The organism is Bacillus sp. AFS017336 (assembly GCF_002555445.1).
In the GTDB taxonomy this organism is placed as follows: domain Bacteria; phylum Bacillota; class Bacilli; order Bacillales; family Bacillaceae_G; genus Gottfriedia.
On the sequence record NZ_NUCO01000021.1, the window covers coordinates 15,143 to 31,946 of the forward strand.

14 protein-coding genes are annotated in these 16,804 nt (G+C 32.9%); 9 read left to right on the top strand and 5 right to left on the bottom strand.

The genetic code is table 11. The annotated features are described in order from the left end of the window. Positions 1 to 86: 86 nt before the first annotated feature. The 4 genes from CN601_RS11920 to CN601_RS11935 all read left to right on the top strand — a co-directional run bounded on the left by CN601_RS11920 (position 87) and on the right by CN601_RS11935 (position 5,011). Complete coding sequence (locus CN601_RS11920) at positions 87 to 2,081, top strand: alkyl/aryl-sulfatase (protein ID WP_098171169.1); 1,995 nt, start codon at positions 87 to 89, stop codon at positions 2,079 to 2,081. Between the two features lie 730 nt (positions 2,082 to 2,811). Beyond that, on the top strand, positions 2,812 to 4,299 hold the full coding sequence (locus tag CN601_RS11925) for an amino acid permease (RefSeq protein WP_098171170.1): 1,488 nt from the start codon (positions 2,812 to 2,814) through the stop codon (positions 4,297 to 4,299). Positions 4,300 to 4,555: 256 nt separating this feature from the next. Then, positions 4,556 to 4,744: a hypothetical protein gene (locus tag CN601_RS11930; protein WP_098171171.1), complete on the top strand. Its 189-nt coding sequence runs from the start codon at positions 4,556 to 4,558 to the stop codon at positions 4,742 to 4,744. Positions 4,745 to 4,756: 12 nt separating this feature from the next. Further along, positions 4,757 to 5,011, top strand: coding sequence for a spore coat protein (locus CN601_RS11935; protein WP_098171172.1), 255 nt, complete (start codon positions 4,757 to 4,759; stop codon positions 5,009 to 5,011). Between the two features lie 40 nt (positions 5,012 to 5,051). Here CN601_RS11935 and CN601_RS11940 read toward each other — a convergent pair whose 3' ends face one another. The 4 genes from CN601_RS11940 to speB form a co-directional block, all read right to left on the bottom strand. After that, positions 5,052 to 5,636 carry a TetR/AcrR family transcriptional regulator gene (locus CN601_RS11940; protein ID WP_179865533.1) on the bottom strand — a complete coding sequence of 195 codons (585 nt, stop codon included), beginning with the start codon at positions 5,634 to 5,636 and terminating at the stop codon, positions 5,052 to 5,054. A gap of 123 nt (positions 5,637 to 5,759) precedes the next feature. Then, positions 5,760 to 7,382: an amidohydrolase gene (locus tag CN601_RS11945; protein ID WP_098171174.1), complete on the bottom strand. Its 1,623-nt coding sequence runs from the start codon at positions 7,380 to 7,382 to the stop codon at positions 5,760 to 5,762. 23 nt (positions 7,383 to 7,405) lie between these two features. After that, positions 7,406 to 8,761 (bottom strand): APC family permease, encoded by a 1,356-nt coding sequence (locus CN601_RS11950; RefSeq protein WP_098171175.1) that lies wholly within the window; start codon positions 8,759 to 8,761, stop codon positions 7,406 to 7,408. 36 nt (positions 8,762 to 8,797) lie between these two features. Continuing rightward, a complete protein-coding gene (gene speB, locus CN601_RS11955) occupies positions 8,798 to 9,742 on the bottom strand; it encodes an agmatinase (protein WP_098120618.1) in 945 nt (314 codons plus the stop codon). A 254-nt stretch (positions 9,743 to 9,996) separates the two neighbouring features. Here speB and CN601_RS26945 point away from each other — a divergent pair, with 254 nt between their 5' ends. From CN601_RS26945 to CN601_RS11975, 5 genes are all read left to right on the top strand, one after another. Next, complete coding sequence (locus CN601_RS26945) at positions 9,997 to 10,146, top strand: hypothetical protein (RefSeq protein WP_179865534.1); 150 nt, start codon at positions 9,997 to 9,999, stop codon at positions 10,144 to 10,146. Positions 10,147 to 10,421: 275 nt separating this feature from the next. Next, positions 10,422 to 11,750: a spore germination protein gene (locus tag CN601_RS11960; RefSeq protein WP_098171176.1), complete on the top strand. Its 1,329-nt coding sequence runs from the start codon at positions 10,422 to 10,424 to the stop codon at positions 11,748 to 11,750. Position 11,751: 1 nt separating this feature from the next. Further along, positions 11,752 to 12,831, top strand: coding sequence for a GerAB/ArcD/ProY family transporter (locus tag CN601_RS11965; protein ID WP_098171177.1), 1,080 nt, complete (start codon positions 11,752 to 11,754; stop codon positions 12,829 to 12,831). Further along, positions 12,818 to 13,888 carry a Ger(x)C family spore germination protein gene (locus CN601_RS11970; protein ID WP_257131695.1) on the top strand — a complete coding sequence of 357 codons (1,071 nt, stop codon included), beginning with the start codon at positions 12,818 to 12,820 and terminating at the stop codon, positions 13,886 to 13,888. The genes CN601_RS11965 and CN601_RS11970 overlap by 14 nt, the downstream gene beginning before the upstream one ends. 363 nt (positions 13,889 to 14,251) lie before the next feature. After that, on the top strand, positions 14,252 to 15,784 hold the full coding sequence (locus CN601_RS11975) for a class I adenylate-forming enzyme family protein (RefSeq protein WP_098171178.1): 1,533 nt from the start codon (positions 14,252 to 14,254) through the stop codon (positions 15,782 to 15,784). A gap of 252 nt (positions 15,785 to 16,036) precedes the next feature. Here CN601_RS11975 and CN601_RS11980 read toward each other — a convergent pair whose 3' ends face one another. Continuing rightward, the gene (locus tag CN601_RS11980) at positions 16,037 to 16,648 is read right to left on the bottom strand and encodes a TetR/AcrR family transcriptional regulator (protein WP_098171179.1); all 612 of its coding nucleotides are present in this window, start codon (positions 16,646 to 16,648) and stop codon (positions 16,037 to 16,039) included. Between the last annotated feature and the right edge of the window lie 156 nt (positions 16,649 to 16,804).

The window sequence follows — 16,804 nt, forward strand, 5'->3', positions numbered from 1 at the left end:
GGAACAAAGAGTAACGTTTTTGAATTTTTTACGTTGCTTTTTGTTCCAATTCTATATGTTGATGACGAATAAATAGGAGTAAAATCATGTTAGAAAAATTAATTTCAAAAAAATGGACCATTTTTTTTATATTACCAATGTTTATGTTAGGTAGCTTTCATACAAACAAAGTATTTTCACAGGCAATGCCACCTACTTTGGATACTATTAAATTAAATGAAAAAATGTATAGTGAACTAAATTTCGACGATAAACAAGATTTCAATGAAGCCCATAAAGGGTTCATCGCACCAATTAAGCAAACTCAAATTAAAAGTTCAGAAGGTGCTGTCATATGGGATAGCAATCAATATTCAATCATAAATCAAGGTACAGCACCATTAACTGTTAATCCAAGTCTATGGAGACAAGCCAAGCTATTAAATACTCCCGGACTTTATAAAGTAGTAGATGGTGTATATCAAGTTCGTGGACAAGATATATCGGTAATGACAATCGTAGAAGGGAAAACAGGTTTAATCATCTTAGATACTTTAACTACTACTGAAACAGCTAAAGCTGCAATGGATTTGTACTATGCCAATCGACCTAAAAAACCAGTAAGTGCAATCGTAATTAGTCATAGTCATGCTGACCATTTTGGCGGAGTAAAAGGAGTGTTACAATATGCTCTAGATTCGAATAAAGTACCGATTATTGCACCGTTAAACTTTTCGAAGGAAGCAGCAAGTGAAAATTTACTTTTAGGCAATATCATGTCACGAAGAGCAGGGTATATGTTTGGAATATTACTACCTACAAGTAAAAAAGGATTCGTAACAAATGGGATTGGTCCTAGAATAAGTGCGGGTACGATAAGCTTTTTGCCCCCAACAATTGAAATAAAAGATAAAATTAAATCGATGGATATAGACGGGATTAATTTTAAGTTTTTACTAACTTTAAATACAGAGGCTCCATCGGAAATGCATTACTACATAAATGATTATAAAACATTAATGGTCGCTGAAAATACGGGTCATACAATGCATAATTTTTACTCTTTAAGAGGAGTTAAAACGCGAGATGCTTCAAAATGGGCAAAAGCATTAGATGATACAATCAAACTGTTTGGTAATGAGGAAATTGATTCATTAGTCACAGCTCATAGCTGGCCTTTATGGGGGAAAGAAAGAGTATTAGAACAGCTTTCACTTCAACGAGATTTATATAAATATATCCATGATCAAACAATTCGCCTAGCAAACCAGGGGTACACAGCAGATGAAATCGCAGAACAGATAAAATTACCTAATCGTCTTAATCAGTATTGGGCGAATCGAGGCTATTATGGAAATTTGAAACAGAATGCGAAAGCGGTTTACAATTATTATTTAGGTTATTTTAATGGAAATCCCTCTGATTTGGATCCTCTCCCACAAGTAGAGACTGGAAATAAATACGTTCAATATATGGGAGGAGAAAAGAAAATCTTAAAGCTTGCAAAAACAGATTTTAAAAAAGGTGAATATCGTTGGGTAGCACAAGTTTTAAAAAACGTAATCATGTCTAACCCGAATAATAAAGAAGCAAAAGAATTACTTGCTAAATCTTACGAACAGTTAGGATATCAAGCGGAATCAGCATCGTGGAGAAATTTTTATTTAACAGGGGCACAAGAACTAAGAAAAGGTGTAGAAAAAAAGGCAGTTACACAAACAATCAATTCTGTAGACCAGCAAACACTATTAAATATGGGTGTAAATGACTTCTTGGATTATATTTCAGTTACATTAAATGGTCCAAAAGCAGAAAATAAAAGCTATACATTTAATATAAATTTTACAGACTTAAAAAAGAATTACTCAATTGATATAAGAAATTCTGTTTTTTATTATGATCAAGATGCACAGGTTCCACATCCAGATGCAACTTTAATTGTAGATAAAGTAACTTTTTATTTAATAATGACTGGAAAACTTAATCTTGATCAAGCCATTGCCAATAATAAGCTAATGATGACTGGAGATAAATTGAAATTTAATGAAATGTTAGCTTTTCTTGACCACTTCAATGTATGGGTCAATATTGTTACTCCTTAAGAATAAAAATGAAAAAACATCCTTCCTACAAATAAAAAGGGATGTTTTTTTGGTTTTTTAATTCTAAAAATTCAGAAAAATAACTTGAGCATTTTATTCATTTCTTTGCATAGACCGATTTATTTTTAAAGGTATGATTCTAAGAAAATAAAAACTTAATAGTGATGATTTTCAGATCTCATTAAATCTAATTTAGAAATCAAAAATAGGTCTAGGTACTTAATATTAAAGGAAACCCAAAATTAAAAATTAACGAAGCGCTTCCAAAATGTGATTTTTCTAATCTAAAAATTAATCCTTGTATTATGTATAACTTAGGATTTAATATATATTTATTGTCTCAAATAAATATACGGTTTTTGGAAAATATACTATTCTTAAATAACTCCAAATTATCTAAACAATGAAAAAATTCCTGTTATTTTTCGTCATATTATGATAATTTAAATTAAGTACAACTTATTGACGTAAGCAAAAAAAATGAAAACGTTATCAATAGTGCAGATATAAGATCTATTGATTCGTTAGGTTTAGAAGGGAGTATTTACATCTTTACACTGCTCGCCTTCCAGGATTAGTATTAAAATAGGTAATTTAGACTGTGTTTTGCAAAATATTAACAGAAGTACACTCTATTCAACTGTGGATCGACTGGAACCTGGGCTCTTAAAATGTTAACAGTTTTATTCGTATTAGGAGAAATTTCAATTTAAAATAAAGAGGTGTATTCATGCAAAATACAAACCGAAAAAATGATTTCACTATTGAAAGTAACGCGCCTAAAAAAGAGCACTTAGAGAGAAAACTAAAAACAAGACATTTAACAATGATCGCTATGGGCGGTACGATTGGGACTGGGCTATTTTTAGCAAGTGGAGCAACAATTAGTCAAGCAGGTCCTGGCGGTGCACTTGTTGCATATATGATTGCTGGTATCATGGTTTATTTCCTAATGACTAGCTTAGCGGAAATGGCAACTTTAATACCAATTTCTGGTTCTTTTAGCACTTATACTGCAAGATTTGTCGATCCAGCACTAGGTTTTGCTGTTGGTTGGAATTACTGGTATAACAATGCGATTATCCTTGCATTAGAATTATCAGCATCGGCGTTAATTATGAAATATTGGTTCCCGCATGCTCCAGGTATTATATGGAGTGCAATATTCCTTGCTTTAATATTTGGTTTAAATGTTCTATCTGTTAAAGGATATGGAGAATCTGAGTTTTGGTTTTCAACCATTAAAGTAGCAACAATCATCATTTTTATTGTAGTTGGATTATTAATGATATTCGGTATTATGAGTGGTCATACTGGTGGATTTGATAATTTCACAAAAGGAGAGGCACCATTTAAAGGTGGTTTCTTATCGATATTTAGTGTATTTATGGTTGTAGGATTTGCTTTCCAAGGAACCGAAATGGTTGGGGTAACTGCTGGTGAAAGTGAAAATCCTCAAAAGAATATTCCTAAAGCAATTAAGCAAATCTTTTGGCGTATCTTATTATTTTATGTATTAGCGATTTTTGTAATTGGTTGTTTAATAAGCTATAACGATCCCAATTTATTAGGTGGAGATGTAGATGCTATTGCAATTAGTCCATTCACATTAGTATTTAAACATGCTGGACTTGCGTTTGCAGCGGCTGCGATGAATACAGTAATTTTAACTTCAGTTTTATCTGCGGGAAATTCAAGTTTATATGTTGGTTCTCGTGTATTATGGGTATTAGCTGAAGAAGGAAAAGCACCAAAATTCTTACGAAAAGTAAATAAAGGTGGAGTTCCTGTTGCTGCCTTAATTGCGACAACTTTGATTGGTATGATTTGTTTCTTAACTTCATTATTTGGTGATGGAACGGTATATTCTTGGTTGTTAAATGCAGCAGGATTAGCGGGATATATTTCTTGGCTAGGTATTTCTATTACACATTACCGCTTCCGTAAAGCTTATATTGCCCAAGGAAGAAAATTAAAGGATTTACCTTATTTAGCGAAATGGTTCCCACTTGGTCCAATTTTAGCGACAGTATTATGTTTAGTAGCAATGTTAGGTACGAACTACGAAGCATTTACTGGCGGGAAAATTGACTGGTATGGAGTTTCAGTATCCTACATCGGATTACCATTATTTATAATTGGTTATATAGGCTATAAGGTAATTAAGCGAACTAAAATGGTTAAACTAGAAGAAGCTGACTTTAGTAGTGAGTTATAATTTCTGATAAGAATTTTTAAGAGGGTATCCGAAAAGGATGCCCTTTTTTTATTTGTAAGTTTCAAATTGAAGAAAAGTCCCTTACTTGGGAGATGCGAGGAAATGCAATTTTCTAAGCGAAAGCTCAGCAATAGTAGGTAATGAATAAACAGTAGTTAATCAAACTTACGATGAAACCTGATATTTTTAATGTATTTTTTTACAGAATTTAGGAAAATTAATAAGGTAGTTTTTTGATCGAAAGGAGAGATTAAATATGAGCAATTCATTAACAGAACTTGAATTAGAAAATCTGCGTCATATCATAGGAGGGCATAGTACGATTGCTAATAAATTAGAGTCGTATGCTCAAAATTGCTCTGATCCTGAATTAAAAGCATTATTACAAAGAGATGCACAATCAGCACAGCAATCTAGACAACAACTTTTAAATTTTTTAGGATAAGGAGGTACAACTATGTTTCAAGATAAAGATATGGTAAATGATTATTTAGCTGGACTAAACGCTAGTTTAACTGCTTACGCTGGATACATTAATGAATCTAATAATACAGAATTAAGACAAACATTAATTCAATTACGCAATCAAGATGAAGCACGTCAACGTGCATTGTACAATTATGCACTTCAAAAAGGGTTTTACAAGCCTGCTGCACCTGCCTCAGATGATATCGTACATCAATTTAAAGCTGAATTGAATTCAAATCAGTAATAAAAGTAAAAAAGGCATTCGAGTCTTCGAACGCCTTTTTTTATTGGTCATTTTTATAGCCGTACCAAAAATTTCTCCATATATTCGATATTCTTGGCTTCATTTTTTCAGCTCCATAATAAGACAGTTCAATAAAGATCCCATCAATTAAACAGTAAAAAGACATGACGAAATCTTCAACATTACCAACGCGAATTTCTCCATCTTTAATCCCTTGATCGATCACTGATCTTAAAATTGTGGACATTGCTTCTTCAGATTGCATGAATTGAGTATGTAATTGTTCTTTTAAAGATTCAGGTGAAAAAAAGACAGCTCGATTTAGGAAAGTAGACTGTTCTTCAAACTCAATATAATATTTAAATGTTACATTAAGTATTTGATAAAGTTGTTCCTTTGCTGATAATTCATTTATGTTTTCCATCAACTCTTCTACTTTTTTTACATGAAGCCATAAAATATTTTCATAAATGGTGAGAAAGATTTCTTCTTTACTTTTAAAATGATTATAAATTGATGGCTTTTGGATGCCAACTGCTTTTGCAATTTCAGTCAAACTTGTGCCTTCATAGCCATTTTTGGAAAATAAGGCGAGTGCTGCTGCAATAATCTTATCCTTTGTCATATTCATCCTCCGTAACTAACTGTTGTTAGCTAGATTATAAACTGGAATCACAGTTAAGTCTAAATAATGTTGATATTTAATGCAAAAAAGCTCTGCTTCAAGATGGCAGAGCTTTTGTTTTTACTAATTTTTTGAATAGGCCTTTTGCTTAGAGTAAACAATCTTTCCGTCACAAATCGTCAGTAGAACGGAAGCATCTTTGATTTCTTCTGGATGAACTTCGAACAGATTTCGGTCTAATACAACGAGATCAGCAAGTTTACCTTCCTCAAGTGTACCAAGTTCATGTTCTCTAAAAGTGCCAAAAGCAGGGCCAAGTGTATAGGCTTTTAGTGCATCAGTGAGCGAGATTCTTTCTTCAGGATTCCAAACTTCCTTGCCACTACTGTCGATACGAGTAATCGCTCGGTAAATTTGAAGCATCGGATTTAAAGAATCAATCGGAAAATCTGTTCCGAAAGCAAGCTTTGCGCCAGCATTTTTTAAAGAGTTGATGACAAACACATATTTTTCACGTTCACTACCAATTCGTTCAGTATAGGTCGATCTTTCTGATAATGCAAAATGGTCTGGTTGCATCGAAGCCATCACGCCTAAAGAAGCAAATCGAGAGATATCATTTGGGTGAATTACTTCGATATGTTCTACCGAATGGCGTGAATCTCTTTTTCCGTTTACTTTTTGTACATTTTCATATGAATCAAGCGCTAAGCGAATTGCTGCATCACCAATTGCGTGGAAACGAATGCTAAAGCCATATCGGTCTGCTTCAATTACCCAATTTTTTAATTCCTCAGGTGAATGGGCTGGTAAGCCAAAGGTATCAGGAGCATCAGAGTACGGCTCAAGCATATAAGCAGTACGACTTGTTACTACACCATCGATAAATTGCTTTAAACCAGAAACACGTAGTTTATCAGAGCGATATTTATCTCTTAAACTTAAAGCTTCATCCATATCACCATTTAAGGCAGGGTAGAGATGCATTCTTACTGAAAGTGCTTCTTCGTTCTCAAATTCTCTAAATACCTCGAAGTCATCTAATCCGCTTAATGTTTCAGTTCCGTATAAATTGTTTATCGATGTAACTCCATTTTTACCTGCTTCAACTAAAAAATTTTCAAATAAATCTCTTTTTTTCAACTTGGAAAAATCGTAAGCAAATTTAGTAATGAGTGCTGATGCTTCTTCAATCAAAATTCCTGTCGGTTCACCATTTTGATCTTTTTCAATCAAGCCGTTAGGTGGATTTTTAGTTTGACTGTTTATATTAGCAATTTGCAATGCTTTCGAATTAACCCATGTATAATGTCCTTCTGCGTGAAATAAAACAACAGGGCGATTTGGAAATACTTCATCAAGAGAGAAACGAGTTGGGAATTTTTTATTGTCCCAATAGCTTGAGTCCCACATGAAACCGATAATCCACTCATTTTCAGGTATAGTCTGTGCATACTCCTGTACTATTTTTATAGCTTCATTTTCAGATCGAGCAGAAAAGAGATTTGCACATTCTAAAGAGAGGCTCCCCATCATTGCATGGACATGGAAATCGTGGAAACCAGGCATAATCATTTGATCACCGAAGTGTTGGACAATTGTATTTTCACCAATTAACGATTCAATTTCTTCAATCGGTGAAACAGCAATTATACGATTTTCTAAAATTGCGATTGAGAGTTTTTGCGGTTTTTGATCATTGCCAGTAAAAACAGCGTTACTCGACAGAACAATATCAGCTTTCATACTAATCTCCTTCACCAGTAATTTTATATTTGTACTTCTAAATTTGCTTCATTAAAGTCAAATTCAGGAGGGCGTTGTCTGAAAAATTTCGTTAAATAGAGCAAGTAAACAAGACCGACAACTAACCAGATTGAACCTAATACCATTGAATGCACATCTAGTTTTGTCCAGAATATTGCAGTTACAATAGCACCTATGAAAGGGATCACTCCAAAAGAAATGATTGCCTTTATACTCCGTTGTTTTTTTCTCACGATAAAATGAAACATTACCGAGATATTAACAAATGTAAATGCAAATAATGCTCCAAAGTTTATAAACGCAGCAGCTGTATCTAAATCTAAGAAAAGGGCTGTTAATGCAATAAATCCTATTAAAATAATGTTAAAAATAGGTGTTCTAAATTTTGGAGATACATAGCCAAATATGCGAGTAGGGAGGATATTCTCTCTACCCATTGCATATAAAACTCTAGCACCGCTTCCACCAGAGGCTACTGCTGAAGCAATAGCTGCGACAACTGTTACACTTAGGAAAAATGCATTTAAGAAATTCCCACCAGCATAAATAAATATTTCTACTGCTGCAGAGTCTGAATCTTTAAAGGATGAGAAATTTGGAAAAATAGCTTGTGTGAAATAAGTGGATGCAACAAATAAAATTCCACCAATGATTGTAATTAAATAAATCGCTTTTGGTAATGTTTTTTTCGGATTTTTTGTTTCTTCAGCCAATGTCGTTACTGCATCAAAGCCAAGGAAACTAAAACATAACAATGGAACAATTGATAAGATATTTGAAAAATGAACTTTAGGATCAAAGAAAGGAGTAGTTGATAAAATATGTCCAGTTCCTTTCCCAGCCATTAAGCCTTTTATGCTAAAAAGACAGAATACAACGATAAAAAGTATCTGTAACGCTAGTAATATAGCGCTTACATTTGTAGCAAACTTAATTCCCAAAATATTAATGAATGTAATGATGACGACAAATGTAATAATACAAACTGATACTGGAATGATTGGTAAATACGCGTGAATAAAAATCCCAAATAATAATGCACTAATCATCGGGCTAAGCAAATAATCTAATAAAATAACCCAACCTACAAGAAAACCCATTGATGAATTGATTCCTTTTTGGACATAAGTATAAGCCGAGCCTGTCGTTGGAAATTCTTTCACCATTTTTCCGTAGCTATACGCGGTAAATAACATAACAACTAGTGAAATAATGTATGCTGTAGGTATCATTCCATTTGTTGTTTTAATTGCGATACCATAAGTTGTAAATACTGTGATGGGTGCCATAAATGATAGTCCGAATAAAATAACATGCCCTAATGATAATGAACGATTTAATATAGGAGGCTTATTCATTCAATTTATCAACTCTTTCCGATGATATAGTTATTTTTACTTCAGTTTTTCTTTATTGATTTTCAATGTTGCTAAACTAGCAAATTCATGAACAAGTGTTGCAGCTAAAAGTGATGTAATTTGAGTTGGGTCATATGATGGAAGTACTTCAACAACATCAAAACCAATAAAATTAAAGTCAGTTAACGAACGAATCATTTTTAATGTTTCCATACTATTGTAGCCACCTACTTCAAGAGTCCCAGTCCCAGGTGCACAAGAAGGATCAACAAAATCAATATCAAATGTTAAGAAACATGGTGTATCACCAATTACTTCTTTTATTTCTTTTAAAATATCCTCAAATCCACGTTCATACATTTCAGGAGTTGTAATTACATTGTAACCAAGCTCATGGCTAGCATCTATATCTCCAGGATGGTTTAATGTACCTCGAATACCTAATTGGAAAACTTTATTTGGTATTAAAAGTCCTTCTTCGTGAGCACGAATGAAAGGTGAACCATGCCAATATTTTTCGTCGTAATATGTATCCCATGTGTCCGTATGAGAATCAAAATGAATCATTGCAACTGGACCATATTTCTTAGCAGCAGCTCTTAAATTCGCTAAAGTGATCGAGTGGTCCCCACCTAAACCAATTGGAATAATGTTATTATCCATCAATTCAAACATTGCGTCTTCCATTATTTTATAGCTTCGATGAATATTATGAGGAATGACGGACACATCTCCAATATCGATCGCATTACTGTCGTCAAAAGGGTACACCTTATGAATTGGGTGATATGGGAATAGTGTCATAGAAGATTGACGGATTGCCTGAGGAGCAAAACGTGCACCAACGCGGAATGAAGCCGCAGTATCAAATGGCATACCGACAATTGCAATTTTTGCATTTTCTCGTGCAGATGGTAATCGCATAAACGTTCCAGTTGTACAAAATTCAGGTTTTACATCAGGTGAAAGTGGATATTTCATAAAAAATCATCTCCTAATTTTTAAGTTTATTATTTATTAACTACCGGTAGTTAGTTTAATATGATTATAGTTCTGTAAATCTGAATAGTCAAACTATTTTGTATTTATTTTTAAAAGTTTCTGATCATTATAATCTTAATCCGAATAAGAAAGACCTTTGAATCTTAATATGAAATTACATAAAATTCTCGGGATACACTGATCCTTTTTGCAAATAATAAAATTGTTATAACAGTATTATTAGGAGGGGTATTATGCCAAAAAATCAACAAGGTAAGCAAAATATGGGTTCTAATATGCAATCAGGAACTAATCCAAAAAAAGTAAAACAACAAATTCAAACTGATGTAGCCAATGGACAAGGAGCAATGACTTCTCGCGAGGCAGGGGCTATGCGCGATTAAAAAACCACTTAGAGTGGTTTTTTTGCACATTAAGAAAGTATAAATTGGCAGCGGTGAGGATCAGTCGACGTAGATGCCAATTTTAGGTATAAGTATAAGTGCAACTACCCCTCTGTCTTCGCCTAAAGGCTCGCCAATCGGCGAGTTTTCTTTATTTTTTGAAATGATCATGTTCCAAGATTAAAACTTTAGTTTTCCAGAAAATGTATATAAAGAATAAAAATAGCATAAAGGGAAAATTTATAAATATGTGCTTTTTAGGAGGAAACTAAGGTATGCAATCAATAGTAGAGGAAATTAAAAATCATTTTAAAAATGATGATGATTTCTTTATTTTGAAAGAGCATTTTGTTAATGCACCGGTTGTCCTGTTAGGTTTTAAAAGTCTAGTTGACATTCCAAAAACATTAGAAGCAATTCAAAATAAAATAGAATCTATTTTTCTGATTGAAAAGACATTTGATCAATTAATGCATTGGATTGGGTTAGTAAAGGAAAATAATTTGAATGAAGCAATTTCAGCATTAGTAGAAGGGAATTTACTAATACTTCTCCAAACAGAAATCAATAAATATGTAATTGTAGAACCAGTCTCACAATCTCTAAATCGTGCAGTAAGTTTACCAACAAATGAAAATGTCATTCAAGGACCATTAAATTCATTCACGGAAGATATTAATACAAATATTGGGATTGTACGGAAACAAATTTCTTCAGAGAAATTGCATACTAAATCGTATTCTGTTGGAACAAAGAGGAAGAGGAATCTATCAGTTTTATATTTTGAAAATAATGCTAGTATGGCAATTTTTAATAATTTTGAGAAACAGATTGAGAAGAATCTTAGTATTGATATTAACAATCTCCAAGATTTTTCAAAAATGCTAGGTTTCTCTCCTTGGATAGCTGTCTCAAAATTTAACTCAACTGAATTACCCCAAGAGGCTACAAATGCCTTGTTAAAAGGAAGGGTAATTGTATTTGTAGATAGAATAGCATTAGCACTAGTGCTTCCAGGATTATTTTGGGATATGTTTGCACTTGAAAATGATCGGAATTATCCAATTCCTCTAACAATCACAATGCGTTCTTTAAGAATAATCGGTTTTTTATTAGCACTTATTTTACCAGCCCTTTACGTGGCTTTAGTAGCCGTTAATCCAGAAGTGTTAAGAATTGAGATTGCTTTATCCATAGCTCAAAGTAGGAATGGTGTCCCATATCCAGCACTAGTTGAAATTATATTAATGCTCATTATACTAGAATTAATTATTGAGGCCAGTATACGATTACCAAAGAGTGTAGGGCCAACGATCACAATGGTTGGAGGGATTATAATCGGACAAGCTGTTGTAGAAGCGAAACTAGTAAGTAATCTCTTAATTATTATTCTTGCAGCTACAACGATTGCCAACTCTACGATCGTTGGATTTCAAAATTCTTATTCGATCCGATTGTTTAAGTATGTAGTAGCCATTTTAGCGGCTTTCTACGGTATATTGGGCATTATGGCAGGTATTGTGTTGGTTTGCACTTACTTATCTGGAATTAGTACATTCGGGATCCCATATCTTTCTATAAATTCGGCAAAGGAAGAAAATTAAAATGGATAGAAGTTGGCAAGTGGTCGTTATGTATATTATGACTCATCTAAGTCTTATTTTCTTTTTGTATCCAAGAAATATAATTGCAAGCAGTAATGAAGGTCACTGGATGTTAATAGTCGTAGGGCTGATTATCCATTTTATTATTATTACCGTATATACGAAAGGTCTTAATTACTGTCCAAACAAGGACATAATTTCGATCTATCTTGGTGTAGGTAAGGGTGTTGCTGTACTATTTTTGTTGCCAATTACTGTTTTTTTTATCGCGATTAGTATCATTACTGTTCGTGCTTATTCTGAAATCATATTAATAACGTTTTTATCGAAAACTCCATTATGGTCAATTTTGACTTTATTGTTTTTAGTATCGGCATATTTAGCGTCTAAAGGGGTAGAAGTTATTTTCAGAACCGGCGTTTTAATTGCTTGTTTATTTTTTCCGCTAATCATTCTAATTTTCAGTAGCTCTTTTCAAAATACTGATTGGCACTATGCTTTCCCAATTATGAATAAACAATTATCATTTTTTACTAATTCATCATTTTATGTTAGCTTTTTTGCGATTGGCGGAAGCTTTTTGTTTTTAGGTTTTATTCAACCATTTTTAACCTTTCAACGTAAAAAAATATTCCTAGGGGCCATAATCCTTATACCTTGTTACATCCTTGCAGTTTATATTCCACTTCTTACATTTGGACAAAATACTGCTTCCACTTTAATGTATCCATTAATAATGGCATTGGATACAGTGGAATTGAATTGGTTAATGTTTGATCGAGTTACTTCTTTTTTCTTGTTGAGCTTGATAACTTTTACTATGCTATTTATCTCCTTATTTCTATGGAATACAGTTAGAATCTTCAATACATGCTTTCCGTCAATTAAACCTATATATTTTATTCTTTCAATTACGATCTTTAATTTTATCATTTGTTTATTGATCCCAGATTGGGATACAATTGAAAAACTTTTTGTATGGAACTCCTTTTTAAGATTTTTTGTCATGATTGCGGTCCCAATTTCAGTCTATTTTTGTGGTAAACGGTTATGGAGGGAAGGAAATATTGGAAAGATTTAAACAGTCTGCTAAATTAATATGTTTAGTACTATTCATCTTAACACTTAGTGCTTGTTGGGATAATAAAGACATTAATCATAGAGTACTGCCTGTTATTTTAGGCATTTCTAAAAAGAGCAATAATTATATGGTATACCTCCAAATTCCACAACCATATCAAGATACTATGAAAACGAAAGTAGTCATTGGAGAAGGTAAAACAATTACACACGCAATAGATAATATAAGTACGAATATGGAAAGTAGTGTTGACCTACTCCATTTAAAGGTAATCGTTATTGATAGGGAATTAGCGGAAAAAGGGATGAAGGATATTATTTCGGGTTTTGTAAGATCGAGAGATGTATCGCCAAAAACGTTAGTTGCAATTAGTGAAGATGATATTGGTACGTTTTTTTCAAAAATGAAAGAATCATCAGAACCAGGTGGAACTGCTCTTTTGGATTATTTTGAAAAAAGTGCTGGGTGGACCCCTCAAATTGCACTAACTAGCGTATGGAAGACTTACCGAAGTTTTCATACTACCACACAAGATGTTGCCATTCCAATTTTAAGAGTTGGCAAAACAACGTTAATTGAAATTAATGGTGCAGCAGTCATTAAAAATGGAAAAATGATAGACCAAATTACTCCAGATGAAACACTTTTATTTAATGCATTTAATGATGAAAGTACGACAGGAAAAGTTGAAATCACTGATGATGGAAGTGTATTGATTTTAACTAATACGATGAAGCATGATAGTAAATTTAGGAATCACAGGCCTTATTTGGAGAGTAAGATTAATCTAAAGGTGAGTATACTTGAAATTAAAGATCATGTATCTGCAAATTCAATTCGAAAAGATATGGAGAAAGTTTTAACCGAACGATTTAATAAAATGTTTACTAAATTACAGGAAAATGAATCTGATATTTTAGGGCTGGGACAGTTTTTTAGAAATAAACTTTCTAGAAATGAGCTAAATCATTGGCGTACAAAATACTATCCAAATTTAACATTAGATTTTAAAGTTCATGTAGTTGTCCAAAACGGAGGGAATTTAGTTACTCAATAAGAGGAAATTTTTTTAGCAGTAATTACTTCGACATAGCTTCTTAATTATTTTAAAGTCATCCTCACCTGAGAATGGCTTTTTCTTGATTGCCCTATTTTAATTAAAATCAAATCATCTTGCAAATATAACTATCAACACTCCATAATAATTCCCCTGTATAAAGGAGAGAGAATGATCAACCTAGAATACATAAAGAAACTAAAAGAGATGGAGTGAAGGAATGTATTGAATGGTAGAGAAACTATCTGTTTAATAAATTGAAAATTCAGTATTTTAAGTCCCTTTACAACTATGATTCACTTATAATAAGAGGTTTAAGGTCCATTGATTAAATTCTAAATTATTATAAACGGGGGTAAGTAAATGAGTATCGGAAACGTATTATCGTTAAACGCACAGAGACACCCAGATAAATTAGCATTAGTCTATCAAGACCGTACATACACATATAAGGAATTCAATAAAATTGTTAATCGTTTTGCATGGGGTTTACAGAAACTAGGCTTAAAAAAAGGTGAGAAACTAGCACTTATGATGGCAAATTCAGACTTCTTTGCGATTAGTTACTTTGCTGGAGTAAAAATAGGTGCGGTTGTTGTTCCTGTTAATTTCAGACTCGTATCTCGTGAAGTTGAATATATTTTGGAACAGTCGGATAGTGTAGTGGTAATTTGTGATGCCGAACTAGAACAAGTCGTTTTAACTGCTTCAAAATCAGCAACTAAAGTAAGAAACATAATTACTGCTCCAATAAGCTCATCGCCGAATTGTTTAAACTTTTTTGAGGTTATGACATCAATTGATGGTGATCCACAAGTCGAGATTTCAGGCGAAGATGATTTTCATTTACTTTATACTTCTGGAACAACAGGTCAGCCAAAAGGTGCACTTTTCGACTATAAAAGAATTGAAAAATTAATAAATGGTTTTAGTGCAATAATGGGACAGAGCTGCGATGATCGATTTTTGCATGTTGCTCCATTATTCCACTGTGCTCAACTTGTAATCTTCCTTTTACCAGGTATCTATTTAGGTATGACAAATATTGTTCATCGAGAATTTAACCCAGAAAATGTTTTAAAAGATATAGAAAAATACAAAATTACTTTATTCTTCGGTGTCCCTACAATGTATAACTACTTGCAACAAGTTCCAAATGCGAAATCATATGATCTATCATCCGTTAAAAGATGCGCATACGGTGCAGCCCCAATGCCACCAGAAATTTTAATGAAAAGTATGAAATTATTTAATACAAATCAATTTTTTAGTTTATGTGGACTAACAGAAGGAGGTCCTACAGGTTTTTATCTTTCTCCTGATGATCATGAGCAACACTTTGGTAAAACAGGAAAAACACCTTTTCCTTATACAGTCATTAAAGTAGTTAATAAAAAGGATGAGGAAGTTGTACCTGGTGAAGTTGGCGAATTGATCTTAAAAGGTGAAACAATTATGAAGGAATACTATAAAAAGCCAAAAGAAACAGCAGAAACGATTAAAGATGGTTGGCTGTACACTGGAGATTTAGCTGTTGTTGATGAAGAAGGATACCTTACGTTAGTGGACCGTAGTAAAGACATGTTAATTTCAGGTGGAGAAAATATCTATTCGGTTGAAATTGAAAATGTTTTATACGAACATGATGCTATTTTAGAAGCGGCAGTAATAGGCACTCCAGATTCAAAATGGGGGGAGGTCGTAACAGCCATTGTCGTTTTAAAACCAAACCATCATTTATCTCTTGAAGAAATTCAAGCTTTTTGCCGTGAGCGAGTAGCAGGTTATAAAATTCCTAGACAAGTAGAATTTATTAATCAACTTCCTCGTAATGCTTCTGGTAAAGTTCAAAAGTTTATATTAAGAGATACGTATTGTAGCGCTAAATCGAAATAGTTTCTCGTTTATGGTAAAAACCTGCGAGGAGGTTCGGCTTCCTTGCGGGGTTTTTTGTGCTGTTCAAACAATATCAACAAAAATCGGTTATAAATCAACAAAATTAGCTACTATATCAATAAAGTTCACAGCTTTATCAACAAAATACATAATTTGTTCGTATTTCTGTTAATCCGACACTGAGAAAAGAGCTGTTACCTTCTTTGCACACCAAACAAAAAAAGCTGTCTCAAACTTTAAAGACAGCCACTACTAATAAAGACCAGTAGTATATAGTGATGTGATTGTTTTTGCAATTTCATCTATCGAATAATGCTGCTCATTTCGAACGATTTCCCACAAGTACATCTCATTTGTAAAAAACCAAGCTCTTGCGACAAGTTCAGGGTTTAACTCTTTTCTTGCTAACCCTTTTTCTTGCGCGTAAGAAATATCTAATGATATGCGATTAATAAATTTTTCACGGATCATTTTCCATTTGTCAGAGATTACATCAGATATTCCAATAGCTTGTTCGAAAATTTGCATCATATTTCGCTCATCTTCTGCCATTTTTAGAAATAAAGTAGCCTGTTTATATATGAGCGATTCTGCTGATTCTTTCGTTTCTGGAAAAAAAGAAGTTTCAGCAATTGTATAAAATCTTTCCATGACGCTTTCCATTAATACAATCAAAAGGTCTTCCTTACCTTTAAAGTGTACATACGCTGTTCCATATCCGATATCAGCTCTTTTTATCATTTGTGTAATAGTAGCTTTTTGAAATCCTTCTTCAAGAAATACCTCATTAGCAGCTTCTAAAAGTTTCTGTCTTGTCATTAATGAACGTAATTGACGCTTAGATTCTACTTTGTCATTACTCATACTTACAATCCTCCAAGATATATTACTTCTAGCATATAGGTAAATTTAAAAAAATGGAAGAAATGTAAGAAAAAACTGAACTTTAAAAGCTAGTAATTATCATCTTTAATATTTGAATCGTTTTTATTATCTGAAAATATGACATCATGTCATTGA

Coding starts and splice junctions, on each gene's coding strand:
- CN601_RS11940 (WP_179865533.1), bottom strand. CDS start 5,636: ATGACAAAGGATAAGATTATTGCAGCAGCACTCGCCTTATTTTCCAAA.
- CN601_RS11975 (WP_098171178.1), top strand. CDS start 14,252: ATGAGTATCGGAAACGTATTATCGTTAAACGCACAGAGACACCCAGAT.
- CN601_RS11960 (WP_098171176.1), top strand. CDS start 10,422: ATGCAATCAATAGTAGAGGAAATTAAAAATCATTTTAAAAATGATGAT.
- CN601_RS11935 (WP_098171172.1), top strand. CDS start 4,757: ATGTTTCAAGATAAAGATATGGTAAATGATTATTTAGCTGGACTAAAC.
- CN601_RS11930 (WP_098171171.1), top strand. CDS start 4,556: ATGAGCAATTCATTAACAGAACTTGAATTAGAAAATCTGCGTCATATC.
- CN601_RS26945 (WP_179865534.1), top strand. CDS start 9,997: ATGCCAAAAAATCAACAAGGTAAGCAAAATATGGGTTCTAATATGCAA.
- CN601_RS11980 (WP_098171179.1), bottom strand. CDS start 16,648: ATGAGTAATGACAAAGTAGAATCTAAGCGTCAATTACGTTCATTAATG.
- CN601_RS11920 (WP_098171169.1), top strand. CDS start 87: ATGTTAGAAAAATTAATTTCAAAAAAATGGACCATTTTTTTTATATTA.
- CN601_RS11950 (WP_098171175.1), bottom strand. CDS start 8,761: ATGAATAAGCCTCCTATATTAAATCGTTCATTATCATTAGGGCATGTT.
- CN601_RS11945 (WP_098171174.1), bottom strand. CDS start 7,382: ATGAAAGCTGATATTGTTCTGTCGAGTAACGCTGTTTTTACTGGCAAT.
- CN601_RS11925 (WP_098171170.1), top strand. CDS start 2,812: ATGCAAAATACAAACCGAAAAAATGATTTCACTATTGAAAGTAACGCG.
- CN601_RS11965 (WP_098171177.1), top strand. CDS start 11,752: ATGGATAGAAGTTGGCAAGTGGTCGTTATGTATATTATGACTCATCTA.
- speB (WP_098120618.1), bottom strand. CDS start 9,742: ATGAAATATCCACTTTCACCTGATGTAAAACCTGAATTTTGTACAACT.